Source organism: Nitratireductor sp. ZSWI3 (assembly GCF_024655565.1).
Taxonomy (GTDB): Bacteria; Pseudomonadota; Alphaproteobacteria; order Rhizobiales; family Rhizobiaceae; genus Nitratireductor.
The window spans coordinates 1-19110 of sequence record NZ_JANKOF010000011.1; the positions used below are offsets into that span (position 1 = coordinate 1).

At 65.3% G+C, this 19110-nt stretch carries 18 protein-coding genes; 10 read left to right on the forward strand and 8 right to left on the reverse strand.

The genetic code is table 11. The features are described from left to right. Positions 1 to 72 precede the first annotated feature (72 nt). The 4 genes from NUU27_RS05890 to NUU27_RS05905 all read left to right on the forward strand — a co-directional run bounded on the left by NUU27_RS05890 (position 73) and on the right by NUU27_RS05905 (position 5602). Positions 73 to 1356: a DUF6638 family protein gene (locus tag NUU27_RS05890; protein ID WP_257761150.1), complete on the forward strand. Its 1284-nt coding sequence runs from the start codon at positions 73 to 75 to the stop codon at positions 1354 to 1356. Between the two features lie 10 nt (positions 1357 to 1366). Continuing rightward, positions 1367 to 2491, forward strand: a complete 1125-nt coding sequence (locus tag NUU27_RS05895) for a DUF2333 family protein (RefSeq protein WP_257761151.1) — start codon at positions 1367 to 1369, stop codon at positions 2489 to 2491. A gap of 165 nt (positions 2492 to 2656) precedes the next feature. Next, positions 2657 to 3820, forward strand: a complete 1164-nt coding sequence (locus tag NUU27_RS05900; protein WP_257761152.1) for an AAA family ATPase — start codon at positions 2657 to 2659, stop codon at positions 3818 to 3820. A gap of 102 nt (positions 3821 to 3922) precedes the next feature. After that, complete coding sequence (locus tag NUU27_RS05905; protein WP_257761153.1) at positions 3923 to 5602, forward strand: formate--tetrahydrofolate ligase; 1680 nt, start codon at positions 3923 to 3925, stop codon at positions 5600 to 5602. Between the two features lie 56 nt (positions 5603 to 5658). Here NUU27_RS05905 and NUU27_RS05910 read toward each other — a convergent pair whose 3' ends face one another. The 5 genes from NUU27_RS05910 to NUU27_RS05930 form a co-directional block, all read right to left on the reverse strand. Further along, positions 5659 to 7101, reverse strand: a complete 1443-nt coding sequence (locus NUU27_RS05910; protein WP_257761154.1) for a multicopper oxidase family protein — start codon at positions 7099 to 7101, stop codon at positions 5659 to 5661. Between the two features lie 97 nt (positions 7102 to 7198). After that, entirely contained in the window at positions 7199 to 7519 is a 321-nt protein-coding gene (locus NUU27_RS05915; protein WP_257761155.1) for a hypothetical protein, read from the reverse strand. A gap of 120 nt (positions 7520 to 7639) precedes the next feature. Then, on the reverse strand, positions 7640 to 8164 hold the full coding sequence (locus tag NUU27_RS05920) for a nucleoside-diphosphate kinase (protein WP_257761156.1): 525 nt from the start codon (positions 8162 to 8164) through the stop codon (positions 7640 to 7642). A 151-nt stretch (positions 8165 to 8315) separates the two neighbouring features. Further along, a complete protein-coding gene (rnk, locus tag NUU27_RS05925; RefSeq protein ID WP_257761157.1) occupies positions 8316 to 8723 on the reverse strand; it encodes a nucleoside diphosphate kinase regulator in 408 nt (135 codons plus the stop codon). A gap of 343 nt (positions 8724 to 9066) precedes the next feature. Continuing rightward, the gene (locus tag NUU27_RS05930) at positions 9067 to 10191 is read right to left on the reverse strand and encodes a site-2 protease family protein (RefSeq protein ID WP_257761158.1); all 1125 of its coding nucleotides are present in this window, start codon (positions 10189 to 10191) and stop codon (positions 9067 to 9069) included. A gap of 127 nt (positions 10192 to 10318) precedes the next feature. Here NUU27_RS05930 and NUU27_RS05935 point away from each other — a divergent pair, with 127 nt between their 5' ends. The 3 genes from NUU27_RS05935 to NUU27_RS05945 all read left to right on the forward strand — a co-directional run bounded on the left by NUU27_RS05935 (position 10319) and on the right by NUU27_RS05945 (position 14374). Then, entirely contained in the window at positions 10319 to 11086 is a 768-nt protein-coding gene (locus NUU27_RS05935) for a phosphatase PAP2 family protein (protein WP_257761159.1), read from the forward strand. A gap of 151 nt (positions 11087 to 11237) precedes the next feature. Continuing rightward, positions 11238 to 13427: an anthranilate synthase gene (locus NUU27_RS05940; RefSeq protein WP_257761160.1), complete on the forward strand. Its 2190-nt coding sequence runs from the start codon at positions 11238 to 11240 to the stop codon at positions 13425 to 13427. 65 nt (positions 13428 to 13492) lie between these two features. After that, on the forward strand, positions 13493 to 14374 hold the full coding sequence (locus tag NUU27_RS05945) for a cation diffusion facilitator family transporter (protein ID WP_257761222.1): 882 nt from the start codon (positions 13493 to 13495) through the stop codon (positions 14372 to 14374). Between the two features lie 12 nt (positions 14375 to 14386). Here the strand turns inward: NUU27_RS05945 and NUU27_RS05950 are convergent, their stop codons facing one another. Then, positions 14387 to 14809 (reverse strand): YciI family protein, encoded by a 423-nt coding sequence (locus tag NUU27_RS05950; RefSeq protein ID WP_257761161.1) that lies wholly within the window; start codon positions 14807 to 14809, stop codon positions 14387 to 14389. 227 nt (positions 14810 to 15036) lie between these two features. Between NUU27_RS05950 and NUU27_RS05955 the strand changes: the two genes are divergently transcribed. Continuing rightward, on the forward strand, positions 15037 to 16125 hold the full coding sequence (locus NUU27_RS05955) for an AbrB family transcriptional regulator (RefSeq protein WP_257761162.1): 1089 nt from the start codon (positions 15037 to 15039) through the stop codon (positions 16123 to 16125). Between the two features lie 15 nt (positions 16126 to 16140). On the opposite strand, the gene NUU27_RS05960 is transcribed toward NUU27_RS05955, so the two are convergent. Beyond that, on the reverse strand, positions 16141 to 16725 hold the full coding sequence (locus NUU27_RS05960) for a dihydrofolate reductase family protein (RefSeq protein ID WP_257761163.1): 585 nt from the start codon (positions 16723 to 16725) through the stop codon (positions 16141 to 16143). Between the two features lie 99 nt (positions 16726 to 16824). Here NUU27_RS05960 and NUU27_RS05965 point away from each other — a divergent pair, with 99 nt between their 5' ends. Together NUU27_RS05965 and NUU27_RS05970 are read left to right on the forward strand one after the other, a co-directional pair. Further along, positions 16825 to 17331, forward strand: a complete 507-nt coding sequence (locus NUU27_RS05965; protein WP_257761164.1) for a helix-turn-helix domain-containing protein — start codon at positions 16825 to 16827, stop codon at positions 17329 to 17331. A 158-nt stretch (positions 17332 to 17489) separates the two neighbouring features. Continuing rightward, positions 17490 to 18506 carry a sensor histidine kinase gene (locus tag NUU27_RS05970; protein WP_257761165.1) on the forward strand — a complete coding sequence of 339 codons (1017 nt, stop codon included), beginning with the start codon at positions 17490 to 17492 and terminating at the stop codon, positions 18504 to 18506. Positions 18507 to 18586: 80 nt separating this feature from the next. Here NUU27_RS05970 and NUU27_RS05975 read toward each other — a convergent pair whose 3' ends face one another. Then, the gene (locus tag NUU27_RS05975; protein WP_257761166.1) at positions 18587 to 19054 is read right to left on the reverse strand and encodes an SRPBCC domain-containing protein; all 468 of its coding nucleotides are present in this window, start codon (positions 19052 to 19054) and stop codon (positions 18587 to 18589) included. Positions 19055 to 19110: the final 56 nt, after the last annotated feature.

A 19110-nucleotide genomic window follows, 5' to 3' on the forward strand; every position in this document is an offset into this window, starting at 1 on the left:
GACGGCCCCCTCTCCCCGCGAGCGGGGAGAGGGTAAGGGTGAGGGGCGAGCGCAAACCGAGGGGCGGGCGCGATGAATCTCCTGCGCGACAACGACCTTATCTTCGGACGGCTCCTCAAGATCGAGGAGCCGCATCTGATCGCACGTTACAACAAGGCGCTGGAGGCTTTCGGGCTCAAGCCGACCAGGCTCACATCCTTCGAGATCGACCGCACGGGGTTCTCGCCGCAGGTCGCCGAGGAGCTTAAGGATGACCAGTATCTCGACCCGAACGGGGTCAACCGGCGCTTCATCATCCTGACGCCGGCGCAGATCGAGCTGCCCGTCGTCCACACCGCCTTTTCCAACACCTCGCAGCTCGTCTACGAGTTCATGACGGCCAATGCCCGCGCCATCAACGCCATCACCATCAAGGATGTGGTCTATGGCGAGATCGAGGAGCAGGTGACGAAGGTGCGCGACATCGAGGACCTGCTCTCCATCGTTCAGGTGGAATTCAAGGTCCTGTCGGCGGAGGACCTGCTCGGCAAGGCCGCCGAACTCGGCCGGCTCGCCGACCGCGTCAAGCACGAGCCGGAGGCCTGGCGCGACGACGCGCTGCTCAACCGCATGGTGGCGCTCGCCGAGCAGACCGGCGACATCCGCGAGAACAGTCTGGTGCCGGAGCAGGTGGTGTTCCATCACAACGCCTACTGGACCAGCCATTTCGGCGGCGTCTACATCTTCGCCGACCGCGACACGACGACCGTCATCGCCGACCCGGCAGCGCCCGGCTTCCGCCGCTCGCGGCCCTGGCAAGTGAGCTATCTGTCGAAGGACGACCCGGCCCGCATCTTCCGCTTCCTGGCCGAGACCGGCCGCATCCAGCTGCCGCGCGCTTCCTGGGTGGAAGGCTCGGGCTATCTCGTCCACCGTGCGGAAATGGTGCTGAGCGACCTCGTCCGCCGCGCCAATCCCGATCAGGATTTTTCCCGTATGGACCCGGTCTGGCTGCAGACCTGGACGCATCGCAACGCCGACCTCGTGACGCGCGACGGCGCCTTTCCCTTCCTCAACGCGGCGGTGCGCGAGATCGGCCAGTTCGGCCAGCTGAAGGTGGAGGAGGTGCCGCCGCATCTGCGCTTCCTCGTCACGCGTGCCGATCCCGGCCATCCGGATGCCTGGCTGACCAACCGGCTGATCTCCGACTTCGTCCCGTCGGACTTCATCGCGCGCTACGTCTTCAACAAGCAGGGCTTCTATCAGGATTACCAAGGCTATTCCGATGCCTGGCGCGAATATGTTGTGACACGTCTCAAAACCACTTATCTCAGGGACAAACCGGCGCTGAGGCGGCGCCTCTACGGCCTAGATTGAGGGGGCTCCCGTGCTCGATCCCATCGTTGACTTCTTCACCCGTGTCTTTCACTGGATCGGGCGGGGCATAGGGCTGGTCATCGCCTGGATCCTGTGGCCGTTCCTGGCCGTCGGCCGCTGGTACACGCGGCGCGGCTGGATCATTCGCGGCAGCGTCGGGCTGGTGGTGCTGCTGATCGTCGGCTTCTACGCCTATTTCTTCTGGCAGACGCAGGTCTGGAACGGGTTCGACCCCGATTACGTGAAGAAATACGGGCTGGAGGCGCGCGGCGTTTCCGCCGGCGAGCAGACGGCGGGCACGCAAGGCGGCGAGACACGCACCTGCGGCCGTTCGGCGATCGTCGACGTGACGGCGGACCTTGCCGATTTCAACGTCAACCAGAACGCATGGATTTCCTCCATGCTGCTTTACAAGCTCGGCCTGTTCTTCGTCCTCGACTGGGACGATACGCCCTTCTTCGACAACAAGGCCTCCTTTCAGCGCGGCGTCAATCAGGCCGTCCGGCGCAGCGCCATCGAACTCGTCGATGCGCTCGGCCGCGTGCGCGGCACCTCGCAGATCGACCGCGACCTGCAGAACGCGCGCGGCGCCATCACCTTCGACGAGGAGACCTGGTATTTCGGCCTGAGCCCGTTCGGCCCGAAGACGCCGACGCCGAGCTTCTACCGCGCCGCCATCCGGGACCTGCGCAAGTTCAACGACCGGCTCGAAAGCTGCGAAGCGGTCTTCGACGCGCGCGCCGACAACCTGATCCAGTTCCTCGACCGCATCGCCAGCGACCTCGGTTCCACCTCGGATCTGCTGCGGCAGCGCTCGGAAAACTACAATTCAGGCTGGTTCGACACCCGCGCCGACGACCGCTTCTGGTTCGCCTATGGCCAGCTCTACGCCTATTACGGGCTCCTGAAGGCCGCCGGTGCCGACTTCGAGGATGTCGTCGCGCAGCGCTCGCTGGGGTCGCTCTGGAGGACGACCGACGAGCAGTTCCGCGCCGCGTTGAACATCACGCCCTTCATCATCTCGAACGGCCGCGAGGATGGCTGGATCATGCCGACCCATCTGGCGACGATGGGCTTCTACATCCTGCGCGCCCGCTCCAACCTGGTCGAGCTCCGGCAGGTGCTGGACCGGTGATCGCCGGTTAATCGCCGGAAGCTTCGGCGGCGTCACCGCGCCGCTCGCCATAGTGTGGTCTTCAATTTCCGCATCTTCTTTGAAAACCGGTAGTGTTTCCCGGGAGTTCCGCTCGGGGATCGATCTTTGCCCATTTCGGATCACCCGTTTTCAAGGACCGTTTTCATGCTCATCACGATCGCGATCTCAAATTATCGTTCTATTCACGATCTCGTGCTGCCGCTCGGCCGCCTGAATGTGATCTCCGGAGCCAACGGGAGTGGCAAGTCCAGCGTCTACAAGGCGATCCGTCTCCTTGCCGAGACGGCGCAGGGTGGGGTCATCGCTTCGCTTGCGCGGGAAGGCGGTCTGCGCTCGACCTTATGGGCCGGGCCGGAGAGACTTTCGGCCGGCATGAAGGCCGGACATCAACCGGTTCAGGGCACGCTGCGGCGCAATTCCGTCAGCCTGAGGCTGGGATTTGCCGACGAGGATTATGGTTATGCCATCGATCTCGGTTTGGCGGCACCATCGCCCAGCATGTTTGCGCTGGATCCGGAGATCAAGGCGGAGGCAGTTTGGGCCGGCGAAGCTTTATCGGCACGCAATGTGTTCGCCCAGCGCAATGGACCGCATGTCAGTATTCTCGACGAAAGCGGCAAGCGAACCTCGGTCCTCAAGAACCTCCCGTCGTTCGACAGCATGATGACGCATGCTGCGGATCCAAGGAATGCGATGGAGCTTCTGATCCTGCGCGACCGGATGCGCGGCTGGCGCTTCTATGATCATTTTCGCACGGATCCGGAGGCGGCGGCGCGACGAGCGCAGATTGGCACGCGCACCCCCGTTCTTGCCTCCGACGGTTCGGATCTGGCGGCCGCTCTACGGACCATCATCGAGATCGGCGATGACGCCGGTCTCGCGCAGGCCGTCGACGATGCGTTTCCCGGCAGTACCGTCGAAATCGCCGTAAACGATGGCGCCTTTGAGGTGCAGATGCGCCAGCCGGGCCTCTTGCGGCCCCTGCGCGCGGCTGAATTTTCCGACGGAACGCTGCGCTACCTGCTCCTTATCGCGGCCCTCATGTCGCCGCGCCCGCCATCCCTGCTGGTCCTGAACGAGCCGGAGACGAGCCTGCACCCCGATTTGATCGACCCGTTGGCGCGGCTTCTGGCGCGAATTTCCCACGCCTCGCAGCTTATCGTCGTGACCCATTCACAGCCATTGGTCGCCGCGCTCGAGACGATCAACGGGGCCATGTCCTTCACGCTCGCCAAGAGACTCGGCGAGACAATCGTTCTGCAGGAGCACCAGCCGCCGGCCTGGTCCTGGCCCGCTCGTGGGCGGTAGCTGTCGCATTTCACGCATTCAGCGCCTCTTTTGCGACGGTGGAAGGCGGTATTTCGCGGCTTTATGCCATGCGGAACCTGTTCGGGAGAGGAAGTCATCGTCATGGCCGAAGTGAAGTCCGACATCGAGATCGCGCGGGCGGCGAAGAAAAAGCCGATCCAGGAAATCGGCGCGAAGCTCGGCATTCCGTCCGAGCACCTTTTGCCCTACGGGCACGACAAGGCGAAGATTTCGGCGGAATTCATCGCCGAGGCGCGCCGCAATCGCGACGGCAAGCTGATCCTCGTCACCGCGATCAACCCGACGCCGGCCGGTGAGGGCAAGACCACCACCACCGTCGGCCTTGGCGACGGGCTCAACCGGATCGGCAAGAAGGCCATGATCTGCATCCGCGAGGCCTCGCTCGGCCCCTGCTTCGGCGTCAAGGGCGGCGCGGCCGGCGGCGGTTATGCGCAGGTGGTGCCGATGGAGGACATGAACCTCCACTTCACCGGCGATTTCCACGCCATCACCTCGGCGCACAACCTTCTCTCCGCGCTCATCGACAATCACATCTACTGGGGCAACGCGCAGGAGATCGACACGCGCCGCGTCACTTGGCGGCGGGTGATGGACATGAACGATCGTGCGCTCCGGCAGATCGTCTGCTCGCTCGGCGGCGTCGCCAACGGCTTTCCGCGCGAGGCGGGTTTCGACATCACCGTTGCTTCGGAGGTGATGGCCATCCTGTGCCTGGCGACGGATCTGAAGGATCTCGAAAAGCGGCTGGGCGACATCATCATCGGCTACCGGCGCGACAAGAGCCCGGTCTATGCGCGCGACATCAAGGCCGACGGCGCGATGACGGTGCTTCTCAAGGATGCGCTGCAGCCCAACCTGGTGCAGACGCTGGAGAACAATCCCGCCTTCGTCCATGGCGGGCCGTTCGCCAACATCGCCCATGGCTGCAATTCGGCGATGGCCACCTCCACCGCCCTGAAGCTGGCCGACTATGTGGTGACGGAGGCCGGCTTCGGCGCCGATCTCGGGGCAGAGAAGTTCTTCGACATCAAGTGCCGCAAGGCGGGGCTGAAGCCGGCCGCGGCCGTCATCGTCGCCACGGTCAGGGCGCTGAAGATGAACGGCGGCGTGAAGAAGGAGGATCTCGGCACCGAGAACATCGATGCCGTCAAACATGGCTGTGCGAATCTCGGGCGCCATATCGAGAACGTGAAGCAGTTCGGCGTGCCGGCCATCGTCGCGATCAATCATTTCCACACCGACACGGAGGCGGAGATCGAGGCGGTCAAGGCCTATGTCGCCGCCCAGGGCGAGGAGGCGGTGCTGTGCCGGCATTGGGCCGAGGGATCGGCCGGCGTCGAGGAACTGGCGCACAAGGTGGTGGCGCTGGCCGAAAGCGGCGCCTCGCAATTCGCGCCGCTCTACGCCGACGACATGCCGCTATTCGAGAAGATCGACACCATCGTCAAGCGCATCTATCGCGGCTCGGAGGCGATCGCCGATAAGTCGGTGCGCAGCCAGCTCCGGCAGTGGGAGGAACAGGGCTACGGCCATCTGCCGGTGTGCATGGCCAAGACGCAGTATTCCTTCTCCACCGATCCCAACCTGCGCGGTGCACCGACGGGGCACGTGGTGCCGGTGCGCGAGGTGCGCCTGTCGGCCGGCGCCGGCTTCGTGGTCGCCATCTGCGGCGAGATCATGACCATGCCCGGCCTGCCGAAAGTGCCGTCGTCGGAGCGGATTTTCCTCAATGATGACGGGCTGATCGAAGGATTGTCTTAAAAGCGGAGTCATCCCGATCGCTGCGCCGGCAAAGACCGCCGGCGCAGCTTCGATCGTCAGGCCGCGACGGAGAATTCCGTCATCATGCCTGTTTCCAGATGCAGCATGTGGTGGCAGTGGAACATCCAGCGCGCCGCCTCGCCCGCGTCGACGGCGATGGTGATCATGGCCATGGGAGGCACGTGGACCGTATCGCGGATCGCCCCGGAAAAGCGCCGCCCGTTGATCGCCACCACCTGGAAGCTGTGGCCATGCAGGTGCATCGGGTGCGCCATCATCGACATGTTGTGCAGGGCGATCTCGAAGCGCTCGCCGCTTCGTGCGGCGATCGGCGCATGCTCGCCCCAGGTGCGGCCGTCGATGGTCCACAGATAGGGCTCCATTCCGCCGCCGAGCATCACCATCCGGCCGTTGACGGCAGGTCGTGAAGGGAGCGGGGCGAGGGCGCTGAGGCGTGCCTCCTGCTCGAGACCGAAGGCAGGCGCTTCGTCCTCTCCCATCTCCCCGATGCGCTTCACCTCAGCTCCGGGCGTTGCCAGGACCAGCCCGGTCCGTTCGCGCGCGCCCTCGCGCAGCGCCAGGATCGGGAAGGCGCCGCCGGCGGACGGCAGCCGCAGGACGATGTCGAGACGCTGGGCCATGGCGAGGCCGAACCGGCGCCCCTTCAACGGCGCGACCGGATGGCCGTCGACCGCCACCAGTTCGGCATCGAGGGCGCCGCTGTCGATCCAGTAGACCGTGGCCGACGACGCATTGACGATGCGCAGCAGCACCTCGCCGCCGCGCTCGACGGTCACCACCTCGGGATCGGCGAGCGTGCGGTCGTTGGCGAGATAGGCGTCGAACTCGACGTCGTTGAGGTCCATCTGCATGGCGCCGTGATTCATGCCGCCCATGCCGCCCATGCCGTTCATACCGCCCATGCCCGGCATCATACCCATGCCGGAGCCGTGCCCGGCTCCGCCGGCGCCCAATCGGTCGAGCAATTCGGCAAGCGGGGTGAAGGTGAAGTCGTGGAGAAACAGCACCGCCTCCTGGCGGTCGGCCTTCTTGTCCTCCTCGCTGCGCACGATCAGGGGAGCGGCCAGGAGCTGCATCTCCTGCGCCGGGATATGGGCATGCATCCAGTGCGTGCCGGCAAGCGGCGTAAAATCGTAGTCGCGGCTCTCGCCGGGTTTGAGTTTCGGCATCGGCATGTCCGGAACCCCGTCCTGCCGGTTCGGTGGGATCTGGCCGTGCCAGTGGATCAGCGTTTCCTCGGCAAGCTTGTTTTCCAACGTAAGGCTGAAGCGTTCGCCGGGCTCGAGCACGAGACCCTGCCCGCCTTGCTGGTTGGCGATGCCGAACACGGTGGCCGGCTTGCCTTTGATGTCGAGCGTGCGGGTGGTCGCAACGAGCTTTCGTTGCGAGGCGGCGTGGGTGACCGGCGGAAGGGCCGCAGCCACGGTGAATGCCGCACTTCCGGCCAGGAAGCCGCGACGGGTGATGATGGAGTGCATAGGTTTCTCCTGAAGCAATGGTCGTGAAACCCGTGGATGCCGGGCGCGAAAACGCGCTTTCGCGGATGCCGGACGGCCGTGGGTGATGGACGTGCGTTCAGGCGAGGAGGCGGGGCGGCGGCGTTTGCGGTCTGAGGTGCCAGCCGGAATGCGGCTGGTCGGCGATCGCCAGGACCCTTGGTGCATTCGGCCGCCAATGCGTGGCGGCGGCTTCGCTGCTGAACGGGGTGGCGACGCAGTCGGCGGCGCAGCGCATCGCCGTGTGAGCCTTACAGTCGCAGTCCTTGGCATGGGCACCGTGGGCGCTGCAATCCGTCATCTGGCCCATGGCGGCCATCGTCGCCGCATGGCCGGGCGCTCCGGCAAAAGCCAGGGCAAGCAGGATCAGAAGTGCGAGATGCCGAAACGGCGTTTTCATTGCGGGTCCGAAAGGCTCACCAGACATCGCTCTGGTGAGCCTACTATGCGGCCGGATCAAGGCCCGCGCCAGAGAAATCCCTCGCGGGCCGTCTGCACGCCTGTTTTCGTGGGCGGCAGGTCAGGCAGCGCTCGGGCCGGGATCCTCGCCGCCGCCCCGCTCGCGTGGCAGCGGAGGCGGGATCGCGTCGGCGTCATGCACCAGGCGCAGGGCAGGGCGCATCCTCACCCGCTCGGCAGCCGAACGCCCGGCCCGCTCGGGCTGATAGAGGACTGCCTCAAGGGTGATGCGCTCGGCGAGGCCGGCGCCGCGCTGCGGCAGGGTGATCGCTTCTCCCTCGCGCAGGCCGAGCAGCGCCAGCCCGCGCAGCGTGTTCAGCGGCAGGGCCAGTCCCACCATGGCTTGCGTCGCATCGCGGGTGATGATGCGCGTTGCCGGTGCATTGCCGCCGACGCGATAGCGCACGCGGCTGTTCAGCGTCGCCGCGTCGGGTGGCACGTCGTCGTGAAAGACCACCGCTGCGCTGGCGAGCTTGTGGCGCAGCAGCGCGGCGAGAGACTGGTCAAGCTCCGTCCGCTGTTCGTGAAGAATCTCAAGGATCGCGAAATCCCTGGTGGTGAGGATGCATCCCTTCCGGGTCCACATGGCAATCTCCGTTGGCGCGCCGGCATGCCGGTCGCCGTGTCTGTTCGGGAAGAGGAACCCCTGCGCTGGGCGTTTCCGGCGCAGGGGTTAAGCTCCCGTCAGGAGATGCCCCGTGAAGAACAGGAGATGCGGGTGGTGCATGGCTTCCGGCTCAGGCGCTCTCGGCCGGCTGCTTCACTTCGAGCACGGTCAGCTGGTGGGTGCGCCCGTTGCGCGCCGTCCAGTGGATCGACTGGCCTTCCTTGAGGCCGATCAGCGCCGTGCCGACCGGCGTCGTGATGGAAATCCGCCCCTTCTCGATGTCTGCATCGCCGGGATAGACCAGCGTTACGGTCTTCTTCTCGCCCTCGTCGGCGGTGTAGGTCAGCGTGGAGCCCATGCGCACGATCGTCCGTGCCAGCGCGTCATCGCGCACGACGCGGGCCCGGTCGAGCTCGGCCATCATGGTTTCCGACATTTCGGGGTTGCGATCCTCCAGGGCGGCTGCGAGACCGGTCAGGCGCTCGTAGTCGGTTTCGGAAATCGTGATGCTCGGCTTGCGCCCGGTCTTGTGCTGCATTTTTGCGTGTCCATGCGATGCTGTCGGCCCGCGTATACGCGTTCCCCAAGGGCCTGTGGCTGTTGTCAGAAGTGTGGTTGATGCGCCTTGGAAACCTGATCCGCCTTGCATGCCGGCCGATGTCTGCCGGCGAGCGGATACGCGCCCCTCGGTTCGGAGGCGCATGACACCGAACCGGGGGTCAGTGCCCCGCTATGGGACACACCCTGAAGAAGTCGAAAGTCTGTTTCCGGTCCTGTTCCATACCCTTGAAAGTGGTGCAGCACAGTGGGGATGTCAAGGCGATGCGGCCGAAACACACCGCCGACACCCGGTTGCCAAGGGGTAGCCCACGGGCCCGATGCTAGCTTTGACGGCGGTTGCGGCGCCGCAGCTTGCCGAAGCGGAAACCCTCGGGCATGGCTGCGCCCACCATCATCATCTCACCAATGGTCTCGGATGTTATGAGGCCGGCGAGCCGGTCGTGACTGTCGAGAACGGCGACGGCCGGCGCCTGGGTTTCGCGCAGCAGGCGCAATCCGTCCGTCAGGCTCTGGCGCCTGTGGATCGTCGGCAGGCCGCTGCGCATGACGCCCACCACCGGCGCATCGGGACCGGTCTCGCGCAACGCGCGGATCATGTCGTTGCGGGTGATGAGCCCTTCGAGGCGGCCGGACGGGTCGACCACCGGAAACTCGTTCTGGGTCGTCGCCAGAAGCCGCTCGATGGCCTCGGCCACGGAGGCGGAGCGGTCGAGGCTGGCGAATTCCGTCACCATCACGTCGCCGGCAAGCACGCTGTTGGCGATGCCGCGGATCTGGGCGTCCTGCGCCTCGGCGGCGGCGGCCAGATAGACGAAGATGGCGATGAAGATGAGGAGCGGATTGTAGAGAAGCCCGAGAAAGCCGAACAGGAAGGCGAGTCCTTGCCCGATGCTCGCGGCGATCTGAGTGGCGCGCGCCCAGCTCATGCGGGTTGCCAGCAGCGCTCTCAGAACCCGTCCCCCGTCCATCGGAAAGGCCGGGATGAGGTTGAAAAGGACGAGGAAGATGTTGACGCCGGCAAGCCGCACCAGGAAATCCGTGCGCGGATCCTCCACCTGGATCATCTGTTCGATGCCGGCCGCGCCGCCCAGCGCCAGGATGATGAGCCCGGCGATCACGACGTTGACCAACGGGCCGGCGAGGGCGATGACCAGCTCCTGGCCAGGCTCTTCGGGCATGCGCTCCAGCCGTGCCATGCCGCCGATGGGCAGCAGCGTGATGTCCGGCGTGCGGATGCCGTAGCGGCGGGCGGCGAGGGCGTGGCCGAATTCGTGCAGCACCACGCAGGCGAACACCGCAAGGATGAAGGCGACACCCACCCAGGCGGCGGCCGTGCCGCCGATCTGGTAGTGCATGTACCAGATCCAGGCGAGCAGCAGAAAGAACGTGACATGGACCCGCAGCACGGTGCCGCCGATCTTGCCGATGTTGAAGGACCATGTCATGGGCTGCGTCCTTTCATGGACAGAAGCTTTATATCCCTTATGTAAGCAACATTTCCTGCCGGCGCACCGTTTTGGCAAGTCATCGGAACAGGCAGGCGCGGATTTGGGCCGGAAAGAACGGAATCGCATGACCGAGAGAACGGATCGCTTCATCAAGAGGCTCGCCCGCCGGCGCCAGGCCCTGGCGCCGACCCTCCTGCTTCTCGTTCTGGCGGCGGGCTCCTTTCTCTTCCTCTCCATCGCCGAGGAAGTGGCGGAAGGGGAAATCCGCAGCCTCGACGAGAGGATCCTGCTCGCCATGCGCAATCCCGCCGATCCGACAGATCCGATCGGGCCTTCCTGGCTGGAGGAGACGGCGCTGGAGGTGACGGCGATCGGCGGCTATCCCGTCATCACCCTTTCCCTGCTGCTGGTGACCGGGCTCCTGGTCGTCACGCGCCGCTACAGCTCGGCTTTCTACGCGGTCTTCTCGGTCGGCTCGGGCGCGCTGGTGGCACATGTGATGAAGACCTTCTACGATCGACCCCGGCCGGACATCGTGGCGCATCTCGACGTCATCCACACCGCCAGCTTCCCGAGCGGCCACGCCATGGTGACGACCGTCGCCTATCTGACGCTGGCGGCGCTCGTCATGCGCTTCTTCGAGGATTGGCGGGTGCGGGTCTACGTTCTCGGCGTGGCGGTCTTCACCGCCTTCATCGTCGGGGTGAGCCGCCTTTATCTCGGCGTCCACTGGCCGAGCGACGTGGCCGCCGGCTGGGCGCTGGGGGCGGCCTGGGCGAGCCTCACCTGGCTCGCCGTCACGCTGATCTCCCTCTACCGCAACAGCCGCAGCGCGCGGGGCGCAGGAAAGCGGTTGCGCGATGGCGCCGGTGAGGCTATGGAAAAGCCATGACGACGGTTTCTTGCGCAAAACTCTGGTGGTGGGCCCGCTGACAGCGGCCGCCGTGCAGTTTGCGCGTTGAAATGACCATGGCCGCAGGTGAAAACCGGGCGGCCATTTTTGTTGCAGCTTCCCGGCGGTGCCTGAAAAAAGGGAGCAGACAATGAGCCTGGAAGTTCTGGAAGACGGCGGTGAACGCTTCATCACGGCGGGCGGAATCACCATCACCCGCACGCGCAGCGAGACCGCCTACGAAGGCGCCATCGATGCCTATATCGAAGCGCTGGACGCGCGGCGCGGCGCGGTGTTCTCGTCCAATTACGAGTATCCGGGCCGCTACACCCGCTGGGACACGGCGATCGTCGATCCGCCGCTGGTGATTTCCGCGCACGGCCGGGCCATGCGGATCGAGGCGCTCAACGCGCGGGGCGAGGCGCTGCTGCCCGCCGTGGCGCGGGCGGTCGAGGCGCTCGACGCGGTGACGGTGAGGGAGCGCGCGGAACGCCTTCTGGCGCTGGACGTCGCCGAGCCGCAGCGCGTCGTCTCCGAGGAGGAGCGCTCGCGCGCGCCGACGGTGTTCACCGTGCTGCGCGCCGTCACCGCCCTGTTTCACTCCGACCACGATGCCAATCTCGGCCTCTACGGAGCCTTCGGCTACGACCTCGCCTTTCAGTTCGATCCCATCAGCCAGCGCCTCGCGCGCCCGCAGAGCCAACGCGATCTGGTCCTTTATCTGCCCGACGAGATCCTGGTGGTGGATCACCATGCGGCAAGAGCTTGGCACGACCGCTACGACTACGCCGGCGAGGGGTTCTCGACCGAGGGGCTGCCGCGGGAGGGTGCGCGCGACCCGTTCCGGACGGCGCCCGGCAAGCCGCCGCGCAGCGATCACGAGCCCGGCGAGTACGCCCGCCTGGTTGAGAAGGCCAAGGAGAGCTTCCATCGCGGGGACCTCTTCGAGGTGGTGCCGGGACAGATGTTCATGGAGCGTGCCGAGCGCGCGCCGTCCGAGATCTCGCGCCGGCTGAAGCAGATCAATCCGTCGCCCTATTCCTTCTTCATCAATCTCGGCGAGCAGGAATATCTGGTCGGCGCCTCGCCGGAGATGTTCGTCCGCGTGACCGGCCGTCGGGTCGAGACCTGCCCCATCTCCGGCACGATCAAGCGCGGCGACGATGCGATCGCCGATGCCGAGCAGATCATCAAGCTGTTGAACTCCAAGAAGGACGAGTCGGAGCTCACCATGTGTTCCGACGTCGACCGCAACGACAAGAGCCGCGTCTGCGAGCCGGGCTCGGTGCGGGTCATCGGCCGCCGGCAGATCGAGATGTATTCGCGCCTGATCCACACGGTCGACCACATCGAGGGCCGCTTGCGGGAGGGCATGGACGCGTTCGACGCCTTCCTGAGCCATGCCTGGGCGGTCACCGTCACCGGCGCGCCGAAGTTGTGGGCCATGCGCTTCATCGAGGAGAACGAGAAGAGCCCGCGCGTCTGGTATGGCGGGGCGATCGGCATGGTGCATTTCAACGGCGACATGAACACGGGGCTGACGCTGCGCACGATCCGCATCAAGGACGGCATCGCCGAGGTGCGGGCGGGGGCGACGCTGCTGTATGATTCCGACCCGCAGGAGGAGGAGGCCGAGACCGAGCTGAAGGCCTCGGCGATGCTGTCGGCGATCCGGGACGCGGGAAAGGCGAATATGGACAATGAGACGCGCGCGGCGGCGCGCGTCGGCGAGGGGGTGAAGATCCTGCTCGTCGATCACGAGGATTCCTTCGTGCACACGCTCGCCAACTATTTCCGTCAGACCGGAGCTGAGGTCGTGACGGTGCGGACGCCCGTGACCGACGAGACGTTCGAGCGTGTCGCGCCGGACCTGGTCGTGCTGTCGCCGGGGCCGGGCCGGCCGGAGGATTTCGATTGCGCCGCCACCATCGCCAAGGCGCGCGGGCGCGAGCTGCCGATCTTCGGCGTCTGTCTAGGGCTTCAGGCTCTGGTCGAGGCCTATGGCGGCGAATTGCGCCAACTGGCCGAGCCGATGCACGGCAAGCCGTCGCGCATCCGGGCCGGAGGCAACAGCCTGGTGTTTTCCGGCCTGCCCTCCGAGATCACGGTGGGGCGCTATCACTCGATCTTCGCCGATCCGGTGCGCCTGCCGCAGGTCTTCACGGTCACGGCGGAGACCGACGATGGCGTCGTGATGGGGATAGAACACGAGAAGGAGCCGGTTGCGGCCGTGCAATTCCATCCCGAATCGATCATGACCCTCGGCCAGAATGCCGGCATGCGCATGATCGAGAACGTCGTGGCCCATCTGCCGCGAAGGGCGCGCGTGAAGGCGGCATGATGCAGAAGACCTACAGGCCTGCGCCCCCTGAAAGCAGGGCGCAGGAATCGTCGAAAGGCAACGGCATGCCCTCGAACGGCACGCTGCAGCGCATTGCGGCCTGGTCCATCGTCGTGGCCATTGCCATCTTCGCGCTGAAGCTGCTCGCCTGGTGGTTCACCGGATCCGTGGCGCTTTTCTCGGATGCCATGGAATCGGTCGTCAACGTCGTCGCCTCCACCATGGCGTGGTATGCGCTGCGGCTCGCCCACAAGCCGGCGGACGAGAACCATCCCTTCGGCCATCACAAGGCTGAATATTTCTCCGCCGTCATCGAAGGCGTGCTGATCGTGCTGGCCGCGCTCCTCATCCTGCACGAGGCATGGTCGGCGTTCTTCGTCCCGCGCGTTCTCGACGAGCCGGCGCTGGGCCTAGCGATCAACGCGCTGGCGGCTGTCGGCAACGGCTTTTGGGCCTGGCTGCTGATCTCTACGGGCCGGCGTGCGCGCTCGCCGGCCATGGTGGCGGACGGCCGACACCTTTGGACGGACGTCGTCACCTCGGCCGGCGTGCTGATCGGCCTGGTGCTTGCCGTTTCCACCGGCTGGCTGTGGCTCGATCCGGCCATGGCCGTCGTCGTCGCCCTCAACATCCTCTGGCACGGCTGGCACCTGGTGGGCGAATCCGTGCAGGGGCTGATGGATGTCGCCGTCGACGCGGGCGATCTGGCGGAGATCGAGCGCATCGTCGAGGAAAACCGCGACGGGGCGCTGGAATTCCACGACCTGAAGACGCGTGAAGCGGGGCGCGCCCGCTTCATCGAATTCCATCTCGTGGTTCCCTCGGAAATGTCCGTCGAGGTGGCGCACCGTATCTGCGATCGCATCGAGAACGCGCTGGAGAAAAAGCTCCCCGGCGCGCAGGTCACCATCCATGTCGAGCCGGCGCACAAGGCGAAATTCGCCTGACCGGCGGTGCGATCAGTGCTTTCCGGAGCCCTTCTCCAGAACGCCCGGATGCGATTCGATGATCGCGCGCACCTCGTCGGAGTAGTCGTCCATTTCCTGGATCCGGCGAATCTCGATCGTCTCGTTGGGCGAGCCCGGGCAGCGTTTCGCCCATTCGATGGCATCGGCAAGGGTCGGCACGTCGATGATCCAGAAACCGCCGACCACCTCCTTGGCTTCGATGAAGGGACCGTCGGTGACGACGGGCTTGCCGGTGGCGAAGGAGACGCGGGCGCCCGCCGAAGGCGGATGCAGCCCCTCGAGCGCCACCAGAACGCCCGCCGAGCGCAGTTCCTCATTGTAGCGCATCATCTTGTCGACCGCGTCGGGGGGAAGCTCCAGGTCCGGCCCGGCGCTTTCATAACCCTTCGGAATCATCAGCATCATGTAACGCATCGTCGTTCTCCTGTGGTGTTGACCGCCTGAGGACGTTCGGCAAACTGCCGACCCGACAAAACGATCCCGCAATTTCCCGCGCTCTTTGAAAGACGCAGGATAACGCAGATTCCAGGCCCGGCGCCATGTGCTCGCCACGGTGCGCCGGCGCATGGCTGCAGTCGGAGACATTCCCTTGTGGTTCACGATCCTGTATCCCGTCCGGGCAACAGCGGGAGCATGCATTGATGGACACCACGGCGAAGACCTCGTTTCATGGCCCGCTGACCCGTCGCCCCCGCGGTCTCCAATGGCTGTTCCTCATCGGCCTCACCGCGCTTCTTTCCGGGCTGATGCTTTATACGGCGCTTCCGGCGGCGCTTCTCATAGGTCCCATGCTCGCTGCCGTCGCAACCGGGGCGCTGGGCGCGGCAATCAGGGTGCCGACGATGGTCTTTGCCGGCGCGCAGACGCTCGTTGGCCTCCTGATCGGCGGCTCCCTGGAGCCGGCGATTCTCGCTTCCTTCGCCGATATCTGGCCGATCCTGCTTCTGGCGGTCCTGGCGACGGTGGCCGCCAGCAGCTTTCTCGGTTTCCTCGTTAGCCGCTGGCGCATCCTTCCCGGCACCACCGCCGTCTGGGGATCCGCTCCGGGGGCGGCGACCGCCATGGTGCTGATGGCCGGCGCTTTCGGCGCCGACCAGCGTCTCGTCGCCTTCATGCAATATCTGCGGGTGATCTTCGTGACCATTGCCGCGGCATTGATCGCTCGGCTGTGGGTGGACACGTCCGGTGTGGAGGCACCCGCGACGGTGTGGTTTGCGCCGATCCGGCTTGAAGCCTTTGCGCTGACACTCGGCCTGGCGGTGTTTGGCGCCTTGGCCGGCAAGCTCTCGCGCCTGCCGGCGCCCTTTTTCCTCGGCGGGCTGCTTGCCGGGGCGCTTGCCCATGTGGGCGCCGGCGCGGCGCTCGAGCTGCCGCCCTGGCTGATGGGCGCCGCCTATATGCTGGTCGGCTGGACCATCGGCCTGAAATTCGACCGGGCGCTTCTGCGCACCGCCTTCAAGGCGCTGCCGCAGGTGGTGCTGTCGATCATCGCCCTGATGGCGTTCTGCGGCGGTCTCGCCTGGCTGCTCCATGCCGAATGGGGCATCGATCCGCTGACCGCCTATCTGGCGACCAGCCCGGGCGGCATGGATTCCGTCGCCATCATCGCCGCCGCCTCGCAGAACGTGAACCTGTCCTTCATCATGGCGGTGCAGATGGGCCGCTTCCTTTTCGTGCTCCTTGCCGGGCCGCCGATCAGCCGCATGGTGGCGCGCTGGGCGGGCGTGTGAACGCCCGCCCAGCGATCATGCGCCGGCCGTCTGGCGTGCCGGTTCGTAGCGCAGGATGAGGGTGCCGTTGTTCAGCGGTCGCGCCTCGAGCAGCTTGTAGATGCGTTCCTCGCCGCCCGGCTTGAAGAAGGGGGTGCCCTTGCCGAGCTGCACGGGAACCAGCCCCAGCATCACTTCGTCGACGATCCCCGCCCTGATCAGCGAATCGCAAAGCTCGGCGCTGCCGAAGACATAGATGTTCTTGCCCGGCTCGGCCTTCTCCTTCGCAGCGCGGAGAGCGCTGGCGATGTCGTCGGTGACGCGCGTGTTGTTCCAGTCCGAGCTCTTGAGCGTGCGTGATGCGACGATCTTGGGAAGCGCGTTCATGAAGCTGGTGATCTCGGACGCCTCGCTGGAGGCCGCGGCGGAGGTCCAGTGAGCCTTCATGCCTTCGTATGTCACCCGGCCGAAGACCAGCGCGGCAGCACTCTTGCCGAACTCCTTGCTGAGCGCCTCCAGCTCCTCGCCCCAGGCAACGTTGTGGAAGTCGAGGTCCCACTTGGCAGGCCCCTCGAAGAAACCATCCAGCGAGACCAGATTCCAGATGATGATCTTGCTCATGTCGTGCTCCTTTCGGATGTCAATACTGATTGCAATTTAAAACCAGTTGCAGATTATATACACTGATGGCAAAATGCAACCAGTTTTTTGGAGATACGAATGAAAGACCAGCATCGCTCCGGTTGCCCGATCAATCTGGCCCTCGAGATCCTCGGCGACAAATGGAGCCTGATCATCCTGCGCGACATGATGTTCGGCAATCACAGGCACTTCCGCGACCTGCTCAACAATTCGATGGAGAAGATCGCCTCGAACATCCTGGCCGACCGCCTGCGGCGGCTGACGGCCGAGGGTATCATCTCGAGGACGGACGATCCGAGTCATAAGCAGAAGGCTATCTACAGCCTGACGGAGAAGGGGATCGATCTGGTGCCGGTCTTCGCGATGATCGGCGCCTGGGGCAGCAAATGGCTGCCGGTCTCCGAGGAGCTGTCGATCCGTGCGCACCTCCTGCACGAGGGCGGTCCGGCCCTGTGGGATGAGTTCATGGACGATCTGCGCGTCGCTCACCTGGGGCAGGCGCCGGCACGTGCAAAGTCCGGCCCCACCGTGCGCGAGCGCCTGCAGGCCGCCTATGAGGAGGTTGCCGCGCGAAAGGCCGGGTAGGGGCAGAGGCGCTGACGAAGGGGCGTTCGCCGGGCTGCAAATATGTGGCCAATTCGTGCATTGCTGATATTGTTCTCGATGGTCTTTCGAAATGTTGGCGGGGTTGATGGATGAGCGACGACAGCCTTGCATTTCTCGTCGGGGGTGGGGACTCAGCGGTGACCATTCGCTCCGTCGACTGGTCGAAGACCAAGCTCGGAGCGATCGAGGACTGGCCCCCGGCGCTGAAGACGGCGGTCGGCCTGATGATCAGCTCCAGCTTTCCCAAGGCCCTCGTCTGGGGGCCCGACATGATCACGCTGCACAATGACGCCTTCAAGCCGATCCTCGGCGACAAGCCCAACGCCATCGGCCGTTCCTTTCGCGAGGTCTGGGCCGAGGCCTGGGAGGTGATCGGCCCGATCGCCGACAAGGCCTATGCCGGCGAGCCGACCTTCATCGAGAACTTTCCGCTGGTGGTGAATCGCCATGGGTTCGACGAGCAGGCCTATTTCACCTTCTGCTACAGCCCCGTGCGGGACGAGAGGGGTGTGGTGCTCGGCATGATGGATACGGTGATCGAGACCACGGAGACGATCCGCACCCAGCAACAGGTCGCCGCGGTGAACGGCGAGTTGCAGCACCGCATGCGCAACCTGGTCGCGATGGTCTCGGCGCTTGCGGGACAGACCTTCAGAGGTGAGCAATCGGTCGACGAGAAGCTGCAGATCTTTCAGGACCGGTTGCGGGCGCTCGGCGAGGCGCAGGCGCTGCTCGTTTCGGGAAACCATCCCGACACAACCATTGACCGGCTGATCGAGACGGTGCTCTCGCAGCGCATCCTCGAGCCCGAACGCATCCAGGCAAGCGGGCCGCGGGTGTCGCTGCACGGACGGCAGGCCCTGGCGCTGTCGCTCGCCCTCAACGAGCTTCTGACCAACGCGATCAAATACGGCGCCTTGTCGAATGATGCCGGCCGCATCGTCATCGAATGGGACCGCACCAGCGAGTGTTTCCATTTCCGCTGGCGCGAGCGAGGTGGGCCGAGGGTCGACGTCCCGACCCGGAGAGGTTTCGGCTCGAAGCTGATCGAGCGCTTCGTGGCGACCGACTTCCGGGGGGAGGCCAAGGTCGACTATCTACCGCAGGGCATCGAGTACAGCATCGTGTCGAGCGCTGCCGCGCTCGACGACTAGAGGGAGATGAGGAAAAGTGTGAAGCGGTTTTCCGCCCGCATCCCGGTCTAATTCTTGGAATCGATCGCGTTTATCGGCGGTCAGGCGAGCGCGGCGAGCAGTGCGTCGAGCTTGTCGAAACTTTCGGTCCAGCCGGCCTCGTGCCCATCGCGCGAGGCTTTCGAGGCGAAGAATGCCTGATGAAAGGACATTCTCGTCCTGCCGTCCGGCGTTTCCGTAAAGGTCACCTCAACGACCGTTTCGTGGCCTGGCTCACCGTTCTCGTCGTGCCATGCGTGGGTGAAGACGATGCGTTCGGGCGGAACGACTTCCCGGTAGCGTCCGCTCAGCCAATGGTCCTGGCCGTCCGGCGAGCGCATGCAGGTGCGGAACCAGCCACCGGTGCGGATATCGCCTTCCGAATGGGGCATGGTGAAGCCGGCCGGGCAGGACCAGCGGTCGAGATGCTCCTGCTTCGTCCAGGTTTCGAACACCAGCGCGCGCGGTGCGTCGAAGGTGCGGTTGATGTGGAGTTCGGCATCGGCCTTGGCGGCGGTTCGGGCATTCATGGCTTTCTCCTCCTATGGCGTTTCGGGCTGACACGGCTCGGCCGATCTTCCCGCGG

Coding starts and splice junctions, on each gene's coding strand:
- NUU27_RS05900 (WP_257761152.1), top strand. CDS start 2,657: ATGCTCATCACGATCGCGATCTCAAATTATCGTTCTATTCACGATCTC.
- NUU27_RS05910 (WP_257761154.1), bottom strand. CDS start 7,101: ATGCACTCCATCATCACCCGTCGCGGCTTCCTGGCCGGAAGTGCGGCA.
- NUU27_RS05975 (WP_257761166.1), bottom strand. CDS start 19,054: ATGAATGCCCGAACCGCCGCCAAGGCCGATGCCGAACTCCACATCAAC.
- NUU27_RS05890 (WP_257761150.1), top strand. CDS start 73: ATGAATCTCCTGCGCGACAACGACCTTATCTTCGGACGGCTCCTCAAG.
- NUU27_RS05935 (WP_257761159.1), top strand. CDS start 10,319: ATGACCGAGAGAACGGATCGCTTCATCAAGAGGCTCGCCCGCCGGCGC.
- NUU27_RS05950 (WP_257761161.1), bottom strand. CDS start 14,809: ATGCGTTACATGATGCTGATGATTCCGAAGGGTTATGAAAGCGCCGGG.
- NUU27_RS05930 (WP_257761158.1), bottom strand. CDS start 10,191: ATGACATGGTCCTTCAACATCGGCAAGATCGGCGGCACCGTGCTGCGG.
- NUU27_RS05915 (WP_257761155.1), bottom strand. CDS start 7,519: ATGAAAACGCCGTTTCGGCATCTCGCACTTCTGATCCTGCTTGCCCTG.
- NUU27_RS05960 (WP_257761163.1), bottom strand. CDS start 16,725: ATGAGCAAGATCATCATCTGGAATCTGGTCTCGCTGGATGGTTTCTTC.
- NUU27_RS05940 (WP_257761160.1), top strand. CDS start 11,238: ATGAGCCTGGAAGTTCTGGAAGACGGCGGTGAACGCTTCATCACGGCG.
- NUU27_RS05920 (WP_257761156.1), bottom strand. CDS start 8,164: ATGTGGACCCGGAAGGGATGCATCCTCACCACCAGGGATTTCGCGATC.
- NUU27_RS05955 (WP_257761162.1), top strand. CDS start 15,037: ATGGACACCACGGCGAAGACCTCGTTTCATGGCCCGCTGACCCGTCGC.
- rnk (WP_257761157.1), bottom strand. CDS start 8,723: ATGCAGCACAAGACCGGGCGCAAGCCGAGCATCACGATTTCCGAAACC.
- NUU27_RS05945 (WP_257761222.1), top strand. CDS start 13,493: ATGCCCTCGAACGGCACGCTGCAGCGCATTGCGGCCTGGTCCATCGTC.
- NUU27_RS05965 (WP_257761164.1), top strand. CDS start 16,825: ATGAAAGACCAGCATCGCTCCGGTTGCCCGATCAATCTGGCCCTCGAG.
- NUU27_RS05905 (WP_257761153.1), top strand. CDS start 3,923: ATGGCCGAAGTGAAGTCCGACATCGAGATCGCGCGGGCGGCGAAGAAA.